This is a genomic window from Candidatus Sulfotelmatobacter sp. (assembly GCA_035504415.1).
Classification (GTDB): Bacteria; Vulcanimicrobiota; Vulcanimicrobiia; order Vulcanimicrobiales; family Vulcanimicrobiaceae; genus Vulcanimicrobium.
The window spans coordinates 147,034-164,062 of the sequence record DATJRY010000012.1 but is presented as its reverse complement, the minus strand read 5'-3'; the positions used below and the strand labels follow the sequence as shown (position 1 = coordinate 164,062).

The following is a 17,029-nucleotide window of genomic DNA, read 5'->3' as shown; positions in this document are numbered from 1 at the left end:
TGGGGACCAGGAGAATACCGCCGCGTTTTCCCAGCTTCTACCTGCGTCACATTTCTCGACTTCGCGTCCGCCGAGCCGCGGGCGACCTCCGTCGCGAATAGCTTCCCTAGAACCAAAGGACACGATGCGGCACAATCCGCCCTTCCTCGACGCGAGCTCGTTCTCCCGATTCGCGAAGCGTCGCCCCGGGAGGAAGAGTCCCTTGGCCCAGCGGTGATAGGTCTGCATTGGTTGCCTCAAAGCGACCATGACCAATTGGAAAGACAAAAACAAGCTCGCCATCCGGCGGCAGCTCACCCACCAATTCCAGCCTCGAGCTCAGTAATGAAATCGTTGTAGGCCGCATCGCGGGTTTTCTTCCGGTTCAAATATGCCTGGAGCGCCTTGCGTTCATTAACTCTGCATCCGCGCGTGCTCTTCCCTCAACTTGTCGGCGAGTCCGAGCCGTTCTCGGAAGAAATCGCGGATCTTTCTAACGTCCCGAGCGCTGATGCAGGTTTCAGCAAACGGCTCGAGCGTGTCAAGGTGGAAGCGCGCGTTGATCCGTCGCGGCTTGAGACCACGTGGAAGTGTGGCGGATCGTGGTCGTGGTAGACCTCAATGGCAAGATCCCTCGTCTTGGCGACGAGGTGCTTGATCACGTACTCGCCCCGCTCCGGCGTCGAATCTAACCACCGTTCAAGCAACGACGAAATGACGTCTACATCGATTTAGAGCGAGTCTGGCGCAAGGGTCTCCTCGGGCAGATCGGCATCCTCAAGCACGCTATCGAGGTACGGCAGGTAGTTTTTCCACACCGTGTTCGCCGCGAAGGTCCGGTAGAGAAGGCGCTCCTCGGGTTTCTCGAAGATGCCGCTGACGACAACGAGCGCGTACTCTCCATCTTCGAGCTCGTCGACTCGAGCACAAAGATTCACGCCAACCTGCTGATTCGGGTCGTGATCGATCAGTTGTGGAATGAAGCGCTCGCGGACTTGGCGCGCCATGCTCTCTAAGGCATTGAGCGGAACCACCTCCTCGTGGGCGTCAGCATGGGTGGTACTCGCTATCCCTGCAATCAGTTTCACATTCTTGACTTCGGAGGTAGGGGGTTCGCTCGCCCCACCGCGTCAGGATGCAGCCTTGAACCGTCGGCAGCTCGGCTATGTTCCATCGAAAGCAGCGGCGACGCGTGAGGTGATCAGGCTAACTCGAGCGACGCTATTTTCTTCGTCGCTTTAGGAGATCGTCAAGTGATTTCGCATTCTCTCGCTTGAGCAGCGTGTCGAGCCTCATATCGCCTCGAACACCTGGGGCGAAGCTGTCTCCATATGTGTCTCGCAGCGTTCTAACTAAAGTATCACCGCGCTTGTGATGAATATGGCCGCCCGTATCGCGATTGCGAGCATCTAAGCCAGGCTGTGAGGGGCGGCCACCTTTTGCGCCATTTTCTCGCGCCGCCGCCGCCTTCACATCGCTTCTTGCGGACCCACCCCTCTTACCGATTCGGCTCATCCAGGCCCGCGTTCCTAAAATGCCCTCAATGAGGCCTGGAACGTAATGGTCCACGTCGAGCTGGTTCCAGTGGAGCGACGATCCGAAGTCGTCAATACTCACATCGCGAAGCTGCTCGGGGGTAGCATTCTCGAGCCCTTGAAGCAGCTGGCGGGGAAATGCCATTTCAATACCGGTGGCGAGCCGCATGATGACCATGTCATCTGCGTCGCGATAGCTGACATCAAGAGCTCGCGGTCGGACGGCATCGTAGTCGCGCGCCTTTGCGAGAGCGGCCTCAAGTTGGGCCTCGGTGGTCCGAATGGGGTGACTGACTTGCTTGCTCATTGTCCCTGCATCCGCATCCAAGCCTCAACGATCGCCTCGTAGTGCTCGCCTGCGGCCCTAAGAATACGGCGAACGTCGCTCGCCTTCGCGTTGCGCGGGATGATCGCATCGTCGCGGTCGGCGAGCCCGACGGACCCATCGGCGTAAAGGTCCACGACCACCACCGTCTCAGCGTACCTGCCGTGAGCATGGACCGGCTCGTGGTCTTGCGGGTGAATTCGAAAGCGGACCCCGCCGCCGTGAACCGTGCTCACCGCAACCTACAGGTAACCGAAGCGTGTTTCGGTTTCACAGGGACGCCGGGATGCCAATAGGCTGGCATACCGAGCAGGCATCTTGGCGAGGACGCCTACCTATCCATGGAGACTAGATCTAACTCAGATGGCTCAGTAACCTAAGCAGCCAGGCGTCGGGGACGTCGACGGCGAGATCCACCGCAAACGCAGCGACACGCTCATTCGGACGCTGCGCAACGAGTACGGAGACGACTTCGCTTCCGGCGTCCGCGGCGACATGAAACTCGGAAACTACGTCGACCGCGTCGGCGCCGAAAGCCTGGCGCAGGTTCTCAAGGGCCGCCCCTAGCGCCTTAGACGAGGCGCGCGCAACCCAGAGCATCACGTTGCCGCGGGGTTGCCTTGGCGTCACGTCACGCGCGCAATACCTAGCGGCTGGGACCTTCGCATCTACAGCGCGGTGCAGCCGGTGGTTAGACGCGCCCTTGCCTCCGCGCGGACCGCTTTCAGCCGAGCAACGCCTCGCGACGATACCACGTCGCAACAAATGGTGTCCGTCGTGATTGAGGCGACCCCTCTCTATCCTCCGCTCCCAAATCGTTGACTCGTATCCGCTCTTGATTTGGGGATAGGCAGGCTTAAACCCGAGTGTCGCAAGTGCATCGGCGTTGTCGGTGATCGACGTCAAACCGAGACGCAGCAGATATTCGATCGCCGACAGCGTGTGTACGACGGAATCCAGCACGGGCTTCGAGACCGAGACGTCCATGCTCAGAAGTGCAGGCCGACCCCGGCGAAGCCGCCCGATTCGTGACCGTTCACCGGAAGGAACTGCTTGTTGGTCGACTGGTTTCCCATGAAGCCGGCTTCAACGAAGACTCCGCCCGCGGCCCTACATGTGGAATCGCAACAACCCCTACTCCTACGCCGATCCGTCCGGTTACTGTCTCGAGGACGCATGCGTCGTCGAAGGAGCGGTCGTCGTCGGAGGGGCAGAACTGGCCGCAGCTGGCGCGGAAGCAGTGGGCGAGGTCGAACTTGCAGGCCCAATTCGAGGCGGCCTCTCGGTGGCTCAACGCGCCGCGGCAAAAGCATTCGAGGAAGCCGGGGGTTGCGTCAAAGGTGCCTTCAGGACGGCGAGCGGCAGAAGGCGCATCGCCGACAATCTGACAAAGACGATGGTAGGCGAAGCGAAGCGAAGCACGTCGTAAAACAGTCCCTCACGTCCCAGATTAAGGACGAGATGGCAGAGGCGGAAGCCACCGGTAAGACCTTTGTCTTGCGGATCACCGACGATACCCAGTTGTCGAAGCCGCTCCAGGACGCGATGGACGCGCTCGTAAAGTCGGGCAAAGGTGTCATCGAACGAGTGCCACGGGTCAAACTATGATGAAAAAGCCGAAAGCGGCAGACCCCACAACTACCACCGAAGCATGGGCTGAGATCCGATCGTGGGATGGGCTTGGGGCGCCATTAGAGGCGCCACGGTCCGATTGGGACGCAAAGCGCCGCGCGCGCATTAACGACGAGACTCAGGCAGAGGCACCGCTGGTCGCAGAGTTGCGAGGGCTCGGAATACCTCTCGCATCTGTCTGGGACTTGGCGAATGTTCGCCTCCGCTATCCAGATGCGGTTCCCGTACTGCTGGCGGCACTGGATAAGCCGTATCCCGAGGGTGTTACCGAGTCCATCCTTCGAGCGCTAGCTCATACCTACGGTGACCCTCCGTTTTCGAAGCTGGTCTGGCTCGCTCGCCATCTTCCTGAGTCTTATACGGATAGGTTGAAGTTCGCGCTCGGCCTGGCAATCGCAGCGAACGCGGAGAAGAGGGACCTGGACGTGCTCCTTGAGGTTGTCTCCGACGCAAAGCTCGGGAGCGGACGTGACGAAGTCGCGCGTAGGATCTCGGCGTGGAACGATCCGCGAATCGTCCTGGTGCTCGTTGGCTTCCTCAAAACTGGAGACAGCGTTTGGGCGGCCATCACTGCGCTGAAGCGCGCTCGAGCGTGGTCTTACGCAGATGCTGTGAGACCGTATCTCACGTCGACGAACGATGCCTCACGCGAAGCAGCGGAGCAGTTTATGAAGGCGAGACAACGCGCGCTGGGTACGAGCACTTAGCGGCGCAGTCGGCAGAAAGCTGACTCGATAGTGAACTCATGCGGGGATGCCTATCGCGTAGGCAAGGGCACCGAGGTCAGCCGCGGCGTCTTGCATGCCCCTGACGGACTGCGCCCCATTCCGTCTAATCTTAAGAGACCGGCGCAACTCGGCGCCTGCTCAACGCCGCCCCCCCCCCGCACGGATGCGCGCGATCTGCACTTCCCGTCCGCATTTCCTGCATCGGGGCGCTGAGTGATGCGTTGCCGCTTTGCGCTGAGGCTCTACTACGGCAGTTCGCACTTCTCGGAGAATTTGATCGAGACTCCCGCTCGTGATCAAAGCCGTGGCACTTCGACGTGCCAGCTCCGAAGTCGACGTCTTCAGCCCAGCGAGCACGACCTGCACCTCGCCGAGCTTGGAAGTCAGCAGGCCGATGCGATCGACCAGCATCAATGCCGGCCCTTGAAGGCTCGGAGCAGTCGGGGTGTCGTTGAGGTATTGCGAAGACTTCCCAAGTGCCAGGGCAGATGCGGCTACGCTTGACCCGAACGCGCCCGCCCATGCCGCAGACCGCGTCGTCGGGATGCGCCGCACGGAAGTCGTTCTTCGCGTCACGAACGATGGGACGGTCAAACCTCACTTAGCGAGGGCAGCAGTGAACGACTTCTTCAACCATCTCTGGACCACCGATAGACTGGTCGACCTCGTCGTGGCACTCGCCGCGATTCTGTTATTCCGGCCCCTGGTCCAGCTACTTCATTTTCTCGTATCGTTCATACCTCACCGCGTGAGCGATGAGTTCAAGAACGTCACGAAGTTTGCCCCGATTCTTGAGAAGGCAAAGGCCGACGCGCAGGCCTCGGTCGCGTTCATCGGCGCCGAGATCGGGATGATGATCGTCAGTTGCTGGCTCTCGACGCTTTTGGCCGGCTGCCTCTACGTAGTCTGCACCGCGACCCCGAAATGGCAGCCGATGCTGCGCGGCGCGGTCATTGCCGTTCTGATCGTCTGGTTCGTCGGATGCGTCTACCACATGGTGAAGCGCTTGTTGGCGCTGCGCATGCTGCACTTATCCGTCTTTCCGCCGCAGTTCGGCACACCCGGAATCCCGACGCCGCCGAAGCCGGCCACAGCGGCGCCCGCGCCCCCGACGTCCTGACCTACATGGCGCGTGTCCGACGAGCGGCGCGGCGCCGCGGCAGTTCAGACCGAGAATTGAAGTCAGAAGGGTGAGGTTAGTTTGGTGGGCTCTCGGCTTTGCAGTTGTTCCATTTATCGCTTTCTGGATTTTCTTCGGATTCGATCATGGCTGGTACGACCGCCTGAGCATCGAAGCCAAAGCGACGTTCTGGACTAACTTCGCGGTCGCGCTTGGAACCTATCTCCTGGCGGTTGTCACCTGCTTGTCAGTCTTGGAGACGCAGCGCGTCATCAGTGGCGAGGATAGACGCTTCGTTCAAAGCCGCGTACCCGTAGTCGTCCTCGTCCAACCTGAACGCCCTCGTTTCACATCCGGCGTTTCTCGAACGCCCCAACCCTGCTATTGAACTCGACGGTGAGGGGGCGAAGTTCATCATCGAGAATATCGGTGAAGGTCCCGCTACGAACGTGCACATTTCGGTTAGTGCACGGGCCCATTTCAAGAAACAGGACGTTGAGCCAATGAACGGCGACGTAGTGGTCCTGTCGACTGCTACACCAAAGATGGTCGATGCGGGCGAGTCCGTCATCGACACTGAGAGCATGTTCTTTTCATACCTGCCGAAGAGCGAACAACGCTCCATCTCCATACCGTATCTCGTCGGGCCCGAGCCGGGCTCCTATTTCGATAAGCGCGAAGTGCGGCGCTTTGAAATCAGCTTCGAGGACTCATTCGGAGAGCCGCACGTTGTACGCTATCCCGACGTTCTGAACAAACCAGATGACTACGAGCGCGAGCTTCCCGCGACCGTCCGATGAGGCGCTGGCGTCGAAGTCTGATCTAGGCGCTCAGGCGTTCTCAAGGTCGAATGCGGTTTACGACAAGCGGATACAGCTTCCCGGCGAACACATCCGAAGCTTTCCATCGTGACGCAGATCGCGAAGATTTCGTCCGCGCTACTGGCCGTACTTTCCACGAGAACGCGGCCGCTCTTGTCGTAGAACCGCACCGGTTCGGTCGCGTCCTCGATCAGCCTCACGATGTTGTTCGCCTGATTGTAAGCATGCTGGATTGACCAGACAAATGCGACCAGGGTGTTTTCGTTTCCGTGGATTGACCCCGAGCATCGCCCAAATCTGAAGGGCCGCGATCTATGATCACGACTTCCGTAGAGTCGGGCCTCCCATGAACGCTAGTCGATCACAACGATGCTATCTTGTGACCGGTACGGCTCCAGCCCGGTCATCCCACGCATGGCAGAGAAAGACAGGGCCTCAAGGCGGACTTGCCGCATACGATTTTGATCTAACTGGAACACTAGCGGGCATGCACGAGGCGAGCGCATCGACGTGGCATATGTACGGCCCTGCTCCGTCGACGCTCTTGCCGCCTTCGCTATTCCTATATGCGTCAACAAGCGGCACTTTTTCTGTCGAGCTTTCGGAAGGAGTATCCGGGAATCTCCCTTTCGCTCCTCTGGTTGCTGCAGGCGGCGGAGTTTCAATCACGCCACGGGACAGGGCTCGGTCTTTGTCGGGCTGCAGCGTTCAGTAGGCATCGGAGCAGCAAAAAACGTTCACCGCGACGAGCGGCGAGGTACATCCGAACCACGGCAAAACCGCGGACGATGTCCTTCCGGATCCGCGTCGATGTTCTGGTTCTATGGGAACGAAGGTTTGGGGAATCTCAACGGGTATGCGACAGGCAATGGCTTTGGAGCGCCAACGCTCAGCGTTGGGGTAGTTTTGCCGTCCAGGTAGATAAAGGAGATCCGTCTATTGCGGCCCTATTTTGTCGCTAGTTGCCTGCTGGATCTGCGACCCTTTAAATACGCAGGAAACTCGAGTGCGGTCGTAGCGGCTGTTCTCTGCGCGGCGCTTGGTATCTTCATGCTGAGCCAAGTAAAGCGGGCTACTCGAGCTAGGACAGTCCGCCGCCCAGCTAATCCTCGCATCGCGTACGGTTTCTTAACGTTCATGGGCTCGAGTGAGGACGCGAAGCGTCTGGCGACAGCGACCGTCGTCCTGAGCGCCGTAGGCTTTCTCTTAATAGCGGTCGTGCTGCTAAAGCTCGCTTTTTTCAGCGCCTGTTGACTGTATCGATGAAGAGGCCACGGAGTGGCACACGATTACCGGCATGGCGAGGTACAAGGTCCGGTGGTACGCCTTCGGGCTGAACGGATTCCATCAGGGTCTCGATATTGCATTGCGCCATCCGCTTCGGCGCGTGGGGCTTCTGGCGGTAGAACGCTCAGGCCGGATTGATGAAGGTTCAAGGCATTTTGCAAGGGGACTGGAGTCCGCGGTGATATGCTACTTCGGGAGGTTTGGAATGACCATGGCGACGATCCCCGAACTTTCCGAAGCATTCTACTCGTAGTTGCACGCGATAACGCGTCACGGAGAGCCCTGCGTACGCCGTTGGGCGAGGCCCGCGCGCTCATCGACGATCGTTCGAAGCACGCTAGTCAGCGCCAGAAGGCGCAATACCTGATCGGGTCTCCGCTCGTCTACCGCACGATGCAAGGATGGATTTTTGAAAGCCGCGATGGCACCAGCAAACAGGTTGCGCGTATCTTCTGCCTCGCCGCGCTCCGCCTCGGGGTCGCGGAGCGTGCCCGTGGGGCCAAAGGCGGTATTCGGACCTCACCATGCGTATGTCGATGCGCCGGTTCACGCGGCTAACGAACGGCTTCTCGCAGAAGGCGCAGAACCTATAACGCGCTCTTGCGCTCAACGTCGCGCACTACAACCTGTGCCGCAAAGCCGAGGCGAAGCCGCACTTCGGCTGAGAAAGTATCGTCGTTTGTCCTCACTGCCCCGAGGCTTTTCTTCGCGTATCATTCATTCGAATGAGACCCCCACAAAGAAGCAGGACAATGGTTGATCGTCCAGCCGGCGCGGAGCCGGGCCTCATTCGCGCCTACCTGGCGATCGTGGGGGTCGACCCTAGTGAAGTCTCAAATATGCTTGGGATTAAACCCGCGACTACCTTGGCAGCGGGGCGATTGCTCCGTAGCGGTATTACCGCCCCTGAAAATCGCTGGGAAGTGCGATCGGAAGCCAGAGCGTCCGGCGGCCTTTCTCCCGTTGTTCGGGCGCTTCTCGACAATTTCTCGGATTGGCAAGTTCTACGAGAGCTTTCCCAGCGGGCAAGAATAGAAGTAGAGATTGCGCTTTACATTGGGCAGGAGCATATCGATGCCACGCTCGACGCCGATATCGTACTGCGGCTGGCATCGATAGGAGCTGAACTATTGTTCTTCCGATACTAAGCGATAGGATTCAATCGGAACCTCGTAATGCATCGGAACCGGACATCGACAGCGTCGCGCGCAAGTTCTTTCGGCTCCGGCCGGCTCCTACTCATCGTCGGCGGCCACGCCGTAGTACCGGATGATGGCGTCCGCATCCATGCCGCCGGCGATTTTCAAGCAGGCTCGGGCCCTGATCACGTGAGTGAAATACGTCCTGCAATCACGTCAGCGGCTGCGGTCGCAACTGAAGCCTTAAGCCGACATGGATGTGCTGCACTTGCCGCACCCCACGTCGTAGAGCTCTTCCGTTCGTTCCCGAAAAGATGCACCGATGACGCAGAGCGGCGACCTGCATTTGCAAGCCGCCGCTCTTTTCGGTCCTCGGATCGAAACGGGCTAGAACCTCACGGATAGAACCTCACGGATAGAATTTCCCGGTGCCCTTCCAGGCGGGGGACCGCGCCATGCTCGTCGCGAGCCCGAAGCTGTTCCAGAACGGGCACTTGTGCTCGAGATTCACGTCGACACCGGTCTGGATGGTCGGCGCGAGCTGCAACGCGCTGGTCGGCGTGGTGTAGACGGGCCAGTTCGGCAGACCGTCTCCGTTCGGATTTCCGGTGCGCACGAAGTTGGTCCAATACTCCTGCATCGCGGTCGCAAGCGGCTGCGATGACGCCAAGAGCGGCTGGCCACCGATGTCCAGCGCGGGCCAGAGGTAGATGAGTTCGCTCCCGTGGTCGGGACCGCGCGGGAGGCCGGGTTCGATCGCCGGCGCGTTCGGATCGTCGAATTCGTACGCGTACGCCGGCGCCGCGCCCGCGGCCGCCTGCACGTTCCAACTCGTCACGTCTTCGCACAACGTGAGGACTTGCAGCGGGACGTTGTAGTCGGTCATCACCTGTGAGACTGCGGTGTAACCGTCGGGGTAGCTCGTGAGCGGATACTCCGCGGCGATGGCATCCGCGAACCCGGCCGAGCCGTACAGCACGGCGAGATCGTTCGTGTACTGGGTCTGCGTGACGCTTTGCCCCGGGATGAGCGCCGTCGGCAACGCCACGTTGAAGCCTTCGAGAAACGTCGCGAGCTCGAGCTCGTTCCCGCCCTCGAGCAACGGAACTTTCCCGAGCTGCGAGCGCGGTTGCGCGGTGATGTCGGCGCCGATGGTCGGTCCAATCTTGAAAGCCGGCAACGTTGCTTGGACGCTGAGGACTTTCTGGAACGTGATCGCCGGGCTTTGCAGGCAGGTGACGACCTGCGCGTTCGTGCCGGTACATCCCAAGCCCGAGGTCACCAGCGGGCCGACCTCCGTCTCCGCGAGTGAAACTGGGTTCGTCGGCGCGGCCGGCGGGCCGCTCTCGAGAATCGCACGTGCGAAGAGGCCGCTTGCCTTCGGGACGGCGAGGAGCTGCGCGACGCTGATCGCGCCCGCGGACTCGCCCGCAACTGTGACGTTGCTCGGATTTCCCCCGAACTGCGCGATGTTGCGTTGGACCCAGCCCAGCGCGGCGACCTGATCTTCGATACCGTAGTTCCCGGTGTTGCCCGAGCCGTTGTCGAGCGCGGCGGCACCGAGCCAGCCCAGGATGCCCAAGCGATAGTTGATGGTCACGACGATGATGTTGCCGACCGTTACCAGTTGCGTCGGGTCGTACTCGACGCCCGCGCCGCTCGTGAACGAACCGCCGTGGATCCAGACCATCACCGGTAAACCGGTTCCGGCGGGGTACGGCGTCGTCACGTTGAGGTTGAGGCAATCCTCGCTCTGCACGAGCGGGGCGGTCGACCCCGGTTGCGGGCAGACATTCCCGGGCGCGGTCGCGTTGAGGACGCCGGCGAACTTCGCGTGCAGGGCCGGAGGGGCAAACCGGAGCGCCCCGACCGGTGGCGCGGCATACGGAATCGCGTAGAATTTGCGCACGCCGTTCGCAGACGTGCCGTAGACGGACCCCCGGTCCGTCACGAGCGTCAACGAGCTGCCGGAAACGAACGGCGCCGGCGGGGCGGTGGAGCGGCCGCCGAGGCCGCAGCTCGTCAAAAGAAGACCCGCAGCCGTGAGCAAACCGATCGTGCGGAGCGGCATCAGGAAAATTCTCACCGCCGGTTTCCTCCATGAAAGAATGTTGTTACCGTCTATGTAGCCACAACACCCACCGGCTCCTTGTCCCGGGCTCCCGTTTGGCCCGTTCTATCCGCGTTGGAAGCCGTTCAGCCAGGAGTCGAGCCGCTTCGCGTACGTCCGACTGGAACGGTGCTCGGACCCGTCGGAGAGCGTTACGGAATACTCCCCGTTATCGATGCTTCGCAGTTCCGTGATACAGCGGACCTGGACTATTCGAGAGCGGTGAATCCGCAAGAACGTCACGGGATCCAGCTTCCTTTCAAGTGAGTTCATCGCTTCCCGTAAGAGATGCGAACGGCCCCTGACGTGCAGCTCCGTGTAGTCTCCGGACGCTGCTATCCATTCGATCTCTTCAACCAGCACGATCTGAATTCGCGATCCCGTCCGGACGGCGAAATGAGAAGCATACTGCTTCGGGCGCTCCCCGAGCATGCCGAGGATCCGCGCGGCGATCTGCATCTGAGTCGCGGAATCGAGTAAGCGCCGCGCGCTGCGGATCGAGGCCGCGAAGCGTTCGTCGTCCACCGGCTTGAGGAGATAGTCCAGAGCATGCACCTCGAACGCACGCACCGCATGCTGTTCATAGGCGGTCAGAAAGATGATCGCGGGCACTCGCTCCGCGGGCAATGCCCCGAGTACGTCGAACCCATTCATTACCGGCATCTCGATGTCGAGAAACACCAGGTCGGGAGTGAGGTTGAGGATCGCCTCAACCGCTGCTTTGCCGTCGCCACACTCGCCGACGATCTCGATGTCGGCGAATCGACCAAGCCGTAATGCGATGCCGCGCCGCGCGAGCGGCTCGTCGTCGACGATCAAGACGCGCAAGGCGTCGCTCATGTCGTCTCGGCTTTGCGGAACGGAAGCTCGATGCGCACCTCGCAGCCCCCGAGCGCCAGCCACTCCAACGAAAATCCGTGGCTATCCGGATACAATGTCTTCAGCCGCTCGGTGGTATTGCTGAGTCCGATTCCCGTCGTGAGGCGGCGCTGCAACATCCCTTGATCGGCTGCTCCGGAGTTTCGAATGGCGAGTTTCAACTGAATGCCGTCGCGCCGGCTGCGAATTTCGATCCCTCCCCCTTCGAGACAGGGTGCGACGCCGTGGCGAACGGCATTCTCGACCAATGGCTGGAGCAGCATGCTAGGCACCAGCGCGTCCAAGGTGTCGGCAGAAATGGAGACGTTGGTACGAAGGCGAGATCCAAGACGTGTCTGCTCGATTGCCAAATATTGCTCGACGAAAGCGACCTCGTCGGACAGCGGTACCTCGAGTTTGGTTTCCGTATCCAACATCGTCCGCAAGAAATCGCCGATTTGCGCGAGCATACGGGTGGCGGCGGCGGAATCCCCTTCGAGGACCAGCGTCGATACTGCGTTAAGCGCGTTGAAGAGAAAATGCGGATTGAGTTGGTAGCGCAGCGCGCTCAGCCTGGCGTCGCGAGCCTCGCCCTCCGCTCGAAGAAGCCGCTCCCGTTCTCGCGTGACTTGCCGCCACGTCTTGATGCTGAAGTAGAGACTGCACCAGACGAAGAGAATGAACGCGCTTTGGACGGACCTTGCGACCCATTCGTACCAATCGAGAGGATAGCCACGCCCTGTCACTTCAGCGAGATATCCGCTGATCAAGCCGGCAAACGCGCACAAGAAAAATGCTCGTCCTTCGAGGGCGATCCACGATAGGCCGCGTCCCGCGAGAGACCTGCATGGAAATCGCAGGCAGCAGCTAGCGGCAAACGTCCAGACCAGAAACGAACCGCTGTACCGCAGCACGTGAACATTTGCGAGCGATGGCAGGTCGGCAATAAGCGCCGACAGGGCCATACAACCCCACCCCGCCGCCTGCAGCGTCCAAAAGCCGGGAAGCTCCGCGGAACGCAGTTTCACTTCAGCGCTCAAAGTCAACGCCTCACCGCAAAACCAACTCGGACTGCAGATTGCTCGTCACGCTCGGCGGTGGCCCGTGCTAGGATGGGTGATGCACACACCGTAAAGCGGAGGCACCGGATGGCATCGCGCGCGGCGACGAACGACTTCATGGCATTGATTATAGCATCGTTGGTACTCGTGCTGTCTCCGGCGGCGGCCGCACGAGCCACAGTTCCTCAGCCATCGGCGAAGAGCGCCTTGAGTGCCGAGGAATCAATTAACCAAGCGTTATTGAACAGCGACGCCGACGCGCTCGAAACCCTGCTCGCTGACGGTTGGATCGTCGTTAGCGGCTTCGGCGGCATTGGCGAGCGCAAGGACTTCATCGCATACGTTCGAGCCGGAGACTTCACGCGCAGCAAGATGATTCTCTCGGACCCGCGCGTTCGTCTCTACGGCAACACGGCGCTCGTCACGACGCATCTGAATGCCGCAGGCCGTTCGATCAAGGAACGGAACGGACAAATCGTCAGCGACTGTTTCGACGTCAAGGAGCGGCAAACCGATGTCTTGGTTTGGAAGAACGGGAGCTGGAAATCCGTTCTGCTGCACGAGACCGTGATCCCGGGGACGCTGCGCCGTACCGTGATCCCCGGCCGCACGGCCCGCTGCACCGTGGCTCCTGGCGGTAGCCTTCAACGTTCCGGCTGACGATCACTTTGCGCGGCCCGTACGCGTCGGTCTCGTTCGCTGAACCTCCGCAACGGCAGCGTCAATCCGCTTCCGGCGCGTTTCGGGTTTCACCGCCTCCTCGATGCGTCGGGCGATGAAGTCGCGCCGGCCGGGCGGGAGGGCGTTGAACGCCTTGGTGGCTCCTTGCGCCCGCAGTGCCGAGAGCAAATCGGACGGGTACGTCAGGGCTGCCTGGTCGATGACGGTGATTCGCAGGTGCACCGTCTCGCCGGTTTTGGTTCCGGTCTCTTTTCGAACCTTGGCTTTGATGCGGATATAATGCCGACCGCCGCCGACGGGAAAGAGGCTTACTCTGAACGGCGCGGAGTCGTTGAGACGAGCCATAACGGCTACGGCGGCGTACGTCCCGAGCGCTTCGGTAATCTTGGCCGGAACCGGAACGGCGCAATAGTCCATTCCTTCCACCCAGTTCTCGAGCGTGGCTTCGAAGGACAACTGTTTGCCTACGATTGCGTCTTTCACGGATTTCTTCCATCGTCGCGGATTTGAACGAACGTTTGTGCTGCTTCTCTAGCCGCGCCACCCACCTGCTCCTTGTCCCAGGGCGAGCGGGGTGCGGCTGGGTGATCGGCCGCGCGGGTGCACCGGGGAGGTTAGACCTGCTCGCTGAGCGGGTAGCAAGGGGCTGGTCTTTTTTTCGAGCGCGTTTCGCGCAGACCGAGTCATGGTGAGGAAGAGAGGCGTGACGCAAACGCTGCCGGTACGTGTCGCGACGGGAATCGCGGGCCTGGACGAAGTGCTACACGGGGGTTACATCGAGGGACGCACCTATCTCCTGAGCGGCCCCCCCGGTGGCGGCAAGACCACGCTCGGTTGGCATTTCCTGTGCGCCGGCGCGGCCGCCGGAGAAGCGGTGCTCTTCATCACCTTCGGTGAGCCGGAAGCGGACCTGGTGAAGAACGCCGGCTACCTCGGTTTCGACAGCGCCGGCGTGCGATTCTGCGATCTGAGCCCGTCGTCGGATCTGTTCGAGAACGTGCGCAGCTATGACATCTTCTCGCCGTCCGAAGTCGAGCTCGAGCCGACGACCGCGCGAATCATCGAGGCCGTCGAGCAGACGAAGCCGCGACGCGTGTTCGTGGATTCGATGACCGCGCTGCGCTATCTCTCCAAGGACGCGCAGGAGTTCCGCCGCCAGACGCTCGCGTTTCTGCGCTACATCAAGGAACGCGGTGCGTGCGTGCTCATGACCTCGGAGTCCAGCGCCGAGCTCCCCGACGACGATCTGCGGTTTCTCTCCGACGGCGTGATCGAGTTGGCGCCCAGCGAGCGAGCGCGCTCGCTGACGGTCGCGAAGTTTCGCGGCTCCGACTATCGTGCCGGGGCGCACACGCTGCGCTTGAGCGGGCACGGCGCGGCGGTTTTCCCACGCCTGCTGCCCGAGGCTCACCATGAGCCGTACACGAGCGGCACGCTCTCGTGGGGCATCGCCGAGCTCGACACGCTCACGCACGGCGGAATCGAACGGGGGACCGTCACGCTGATCACCGGACCGAGCGGCGTCGGCAAGACCACCCTGGCCGCGCAATTCATGAAGGAAGCCGCAACGCGCGGAGAGCGGTCGGTCATCTACACCTTCGACGAACGCGCCGAGACGCTCACCGAGCGTTGTGAGGGCGTCAACATTCCGGTCACCGAGATGATCGCGCGAGGAACGCTCTCCGTGGTGCCCGTCGAGGCGCTTCGCTTCTCCCCGGACGAGTTCGCGAATATGGTGCGCCGTGACGTCGAGCAGCATCACACCAGAATCGTCATGATCGACAGCATCAGCGGATATCGCCTCTCGGTCTCCGAGCACGATCTGAATGAACGGCTCCATGCGCTCTGCCGCTACTTGCAGAACGTCGGCGTGACCGTGTTGCTGATCAACGAGCTGCCGAACATCTCCGACATCGGCATCACGCACATCGGTATCACCTACCTGGCGGACAACGTCGTCCTGTTGCGTTACGTCGAGCGCAGAACGTCATCGGGCGCGGAGATCGGCCGCGCGCTGGGCGTTCTCAAGAAGCGATTGAGCGACTTCGAGAAGGAGCTACGCTATTTCGAGATGACCCCGCACGGCGTCAGCATCGGACAGCCGCTCGCACATCTCGGCGGCATGCTCGGTGAAACACACGACCTCAACAATCGCGTCGCCGTGTAATCGCTCGTGAGCCGTCTCGTCGTCCTTTTCGCGAATCGCGAGAACAAGAGTCTTCTGGCGCAGTTCCTGGTGCCACGCTACGAGGTCGTGTTCGACCTGCCCGTCTCCGACGATCACGAGGACGAGATCGACATCGATCTCATCATCACCGACGGTCTCTCGCTCAAGGACGCGGCCTCGCGCATCGCCGCCCTGCGGCACCAGAGCGATCCCGTGCTGATTCCGGTGCTCCTGATGAGCGACCGCCAGAGCGTCGGAACGATGTCCAAGGATCTGTGGCGCGTCGTCGACGACGTCGTGCTGCGGCCGCTCGAGAAGCGTGAGATGCGCACGCGCGTCGAGAGCCTCGTTCGCGCGCGCCGGCTCTCGCAGCGCTTGCAGTCGATGTCGCATGCCTACCGCCACGAGAGGCGCGTCGCTCAGCGCTTCCAGAAGGCGGCGCTGCCGCGGGCGCTTCCTAAGGTCCCGGGGCTGACCTTCGGCGCCTTCTACCGCCCGGGGATGGACGAAGCGCAGATCGGCGGCGATTGGTACGACGCGCTGCGCCTTCCCGACGGACGCGTCCTGTTCTCGATCGGCGACGTGTGCGGTTCGGGCCTCGACGCCGCGGTCGCGATGGCGAGCGTGCGCCAAGTTTTCCGCGGGGCCGCGCACATCAACCCCGATCCTGGGATGCTGCTCGACGCCGCGCACCGTACGTTGCACGCCGAAAACCCCGAGAGCCTCGTCACGGCGTTCGTCGCGATCTTCGACCCGGTCACGGCGCTCCTCATCTACGCCTCGGCCGGACATCCGCGCCCGCTCCTGCGGACGCCGGACGGCGGCGTGGTCGAGCTGGAATGCTCCGGTGGCCCGCTGGGCCTTCCGTTCGACGTCGAGAGGACCGTGCACGAGACCAGCATGCCGATCGGATCGCTGCTCGTGCTCTACACCGACGGATTGACCGAAGCGGATCGCGACCCGATCGGCGGCGAAGAGGCACTTCGCCGGGCGCTGCAAGACGCGGAAGTCATCGCCGCCCCCAACGTCGCGCTCGCGATTCACGACGCGATCATCCGCGAGGCTTCGCCCGACGACGTCGCGGTCCTCACCGTTGCACACGTCGAGCGCACGCTGGCCAGCGAACGGCTCGTGCACTGGTCGTTCGATTCGCGCGACCCGGACGCGTTCCGCGACGTACGTGAGGAGTTCATGGCGGAGCTGGTCAAAGGCAAGCTCCCGGTGGACGCCGTTTCCAATGCCGAGCTCGTATTCGCCGAATTGATCGGCAACGTCGTGCGTTACGCGCCGAAATGGGTCGACGTGACCCTCGACTGGAGCGGTCCGGCCCCCGTGCTCCACGTACTCGACGGCGGCCCCGGTTTTCGGTACCTCCCGAAATTGCCGGACAACCCGCTCAGCGAGACCGGCCGCGGTCTCTTCATCGTCGCGCGCTTGGCCGACGACTTTTACGTCACGAAACGGCCGCACGGCGGCAGCCACGCGCGCGCGGTCCTCAGCGCGGCTTCCGACGCGGCCGGGCTGGCCCGCGCCGGCCGCGCCTAGCCGCCCATGTCGAATTCCGGCATACACGTCCCCGCCCGACG

General features: G+C 61.7%; 15 protein-coding genes. 7 read left to right on the top strand and 8 right to left on the bottom strand.

Annotated features, from left to right (window positions below; translation table 11 throughout):
• Positions 1-710: 710 nt before the first annotated feature.
• From VMD91_10505 to VMD91_10490, 4 genes are all read right to left on the bottom strand, one after another.
• The gene (locus VMD91_10505) at positions 711-1,067 is read right to left on the bottom strand and encodes a hypothetical protein (GenBank protein HTW84489.1); all 357 of its coding nucleotides are present in this window, start codon (positions 1,065-1,067) and stop codon (positions 711-713) included.
• A gap of 133 nt (positions 1,068-1,200) precedes the next feature.
• Positions 1,201-1,821, bottom strand: coding sequence for a DUF2442 domain-containing protein (locus VMD91_10500; GenBank protein ID HTW84488.1), 621 nt, complete (start codon positions 1,819-1,821; stop codon positions 1,201-1,203).
• Complete coding sequence (locus tag VMD91_10495) at positions 1,818-2,075, bottom strand: DUF4160 domain-containing protein (protein HTW84487.1); 258 nt, start codon at positions 2,073-2,075, stop codon at positions 1,818-1,820. Before VMD91_10495 ends, VMD91_10500 begins: the two co-directional genes overlap by 4 nt.
• Positions 2,076-2,193: 118 nt before the next feature.
• Positions 2,194-2,826: a hypothetical protein gene (locus VMD91_10490; GenBank protein HTW84486.1), complete on the bottom strand. Its 633-nt coding sequence runs from the start codon at positions 2,824-2,826 to the stop codon at positions 2,194-2,196.
• 1,013 nt (positions 2,827-3,839) lie between these two features.
• Here VMD91_10490 and VMD91_10485 point away from each other — a divergent pair.
• The 4 genes from VMD91_10485 to VMD91_10470 all read left to right on the top strand — a co-directional run bounded on the left by VMD91_10485 (position 3,840) and on the right by VMD91_10470 (position 8,575).
• The gene (locus VMD91_10485; GenBank protein HTW84485.1) at positions 3,840-4,178 is read left to right on the top strand and encodes a hypothetical protein; all 339 of its coding nucleotides are present in this window, start codon (positions 3,840-3,842) and stop codon (positions 4,176-4,178) included.
• Between the two features lie 637 nt (positions 4,179-4,815).
• On the top strand, positions 4,816-5,319 hold the full coding sequence (locus VMD91_10480) for a hypothetical protein (GenBank protein ID HTW84484.1): 504 nt from the start codon (positions 4,816-4,818) through the stop codon (positions 5,317-5,319).
• 449 nt (positions 5,320-5,768) lie between these two features.
• On the top strand, positions 5,769-6,119 hold the full coding sequence (locus VMD91_10475) for a hypothetical protein (GenBank protein ID HTW84483.1): 351 nt from the start codon (positions 5,769-5,771) through the stop codon (positions 6,117-6,119).
• A 2,060-nt stretch (positions 6,120-8,179) separates the two neighbouring features.
• Positions 8,180-8,575 (top strand): DUF4279 domain-containing protein, encoded by a 396-nt coding sequence (locus VMD91_10470; protein HTW84482.1) that lies wholly within the window; start codon positions 8,180-8,182, stop codon positions 8,573-8,575.
• A 400-nt stretch (positions 8,576-8,975) separates the two neighbouring features.
• On the opposite strand, the gene VMD91_10465 is transcribed toward VMD91_10470, so the two are convergent.
• The 3 genes from VMD91_10465 to VMD91_10455 all read right to left on the bottom strand — a co-directional run bounded on the left by VMD91_10465 (position 8,976) and on the right by VMD91_10455 (position 12,574).
• Positions 8,976-10,652, bottom strand: coding sequence for a carboxylesterase family protein (locus VMD91_10465; protein ID HTW84481.1), 1,677 nt, complete (start codon positions 10,650-10,652; stop codon positions 8,976-8,978).
• Between the two features lie 90 nt (positions 10,653-10,742).
• On the bottom strand, positions 10,743-11,516 hold the full coding sequence (locus VMD91_10460) for a LytTR family DNA-binding domain-containing protein (GenBank protein HTW84480.1): 774 nt from the start codon (positions 11,514-11,516) through the stop codon (positions 10,743-10,745).
• A complete protein-coding gene (locus tag VMD91_10455) occupies positions 11,513-12,574 on the bottom strand; it encodes a histidine kinase (GenBank protein ID HTW84479.1) in 1,062 nt (353 codons plus the stop codon). Before VMD91_10455 ends, VMD91_10460 begins: the two co-directional genes overlap by 4 nt.
• Positions 12,575-12,682: 108 nt before the next feature.
• Here VMD91_10455 and VMD91_10450 point away from each other — a divergent pair, with 108 nt between their 5' ends.
• Entirely contained in the window at positions 12,683-13,255 is a 573-nt protein-coding gene (locus tag VMD91_10450; GenBank protein ID HTW84478.1) for a nuclear transport factor 2 family protein, read from the top strand.
• Positions 13,256-13,258: 3 nt separating this feature from the next.
• On the opposite strand, the gene VMD91_10445 is transcribed toward VMD91_10450, so the two are convergent.
• Entirely contained in the window at positions 13,259-13,759 is a 501-nt protein-coding gene (locus VMD91_10445) for a YdeI/OmpD-associated family protein (GenBank protein HTW84477.1), read from the bottom strand.
• Positions 13,760-13,979: 220 nt separating this feature from the next.
• Here VMD91_10445 and VMD91_10440 point away from each other — a divergent pair, with 220 nt between their 5' ends.
• Positions 13,980-15,443, top strand: a complete 1,464-nt coding sequence (locus tag VMD91_10440) for an ATPase domain-containing protein (protein ID HTW84476.1) — start codon at positions 13,980-13,982, stop codon at positions 15,441-15,443.
• Positions 15,444-15,449: 6 nt separating this feature from the next.
• The gene (locus VMD91_10435; protein ID HTW84475.1) at positions 15,450-16,988 is read left to right on the top strand and encodes a SpoIIE family protein phosphatase; all 1,539 of its coding nucleotides are present in this window, start codon (positions 15,450-15,452) and stop codon (positions 16,986-16,988) included.
• Positions 16,989-17,029: the final 41 nt, after the last annotated feature.

Coding starts and splice junctions, on each gene's coding strand:
- VMD91_10500 (HTW84488.1), bottom strand. CDS start 1,821: ATGAGCAAGCAAGTCAGTCACCCCATTCGGACCACCGAGGCCCAACTT.
- VMD91_10470 (HTW84482.1), top strand. CDS start 8,180: ATGGTTGATCGTCCAGCCGGCGCGGAGCCGGGCCTCATTCGCGCCTAC.
- VMD91_10450 (HTW84478.1), top strand. CDS start 12,683: ATGGCATCGCGCGCGGCGACGAACGACTTCATGGCATTGATTATAGCA.
- VMD91_10460 (HTW84480.1), bottom strand. CDS start 11,516: ATGAGCGACGCCTTGCGCGTCTTGATCGTCGACGACGAGCCGCTCGCG.
- VMD91_10490 (HTW84486.1), bottom strand. CDS start 2,826: ATGGACGTCTCGGTCTCGAAGCCCGTGCTGGATTCCGTCGTACACACG.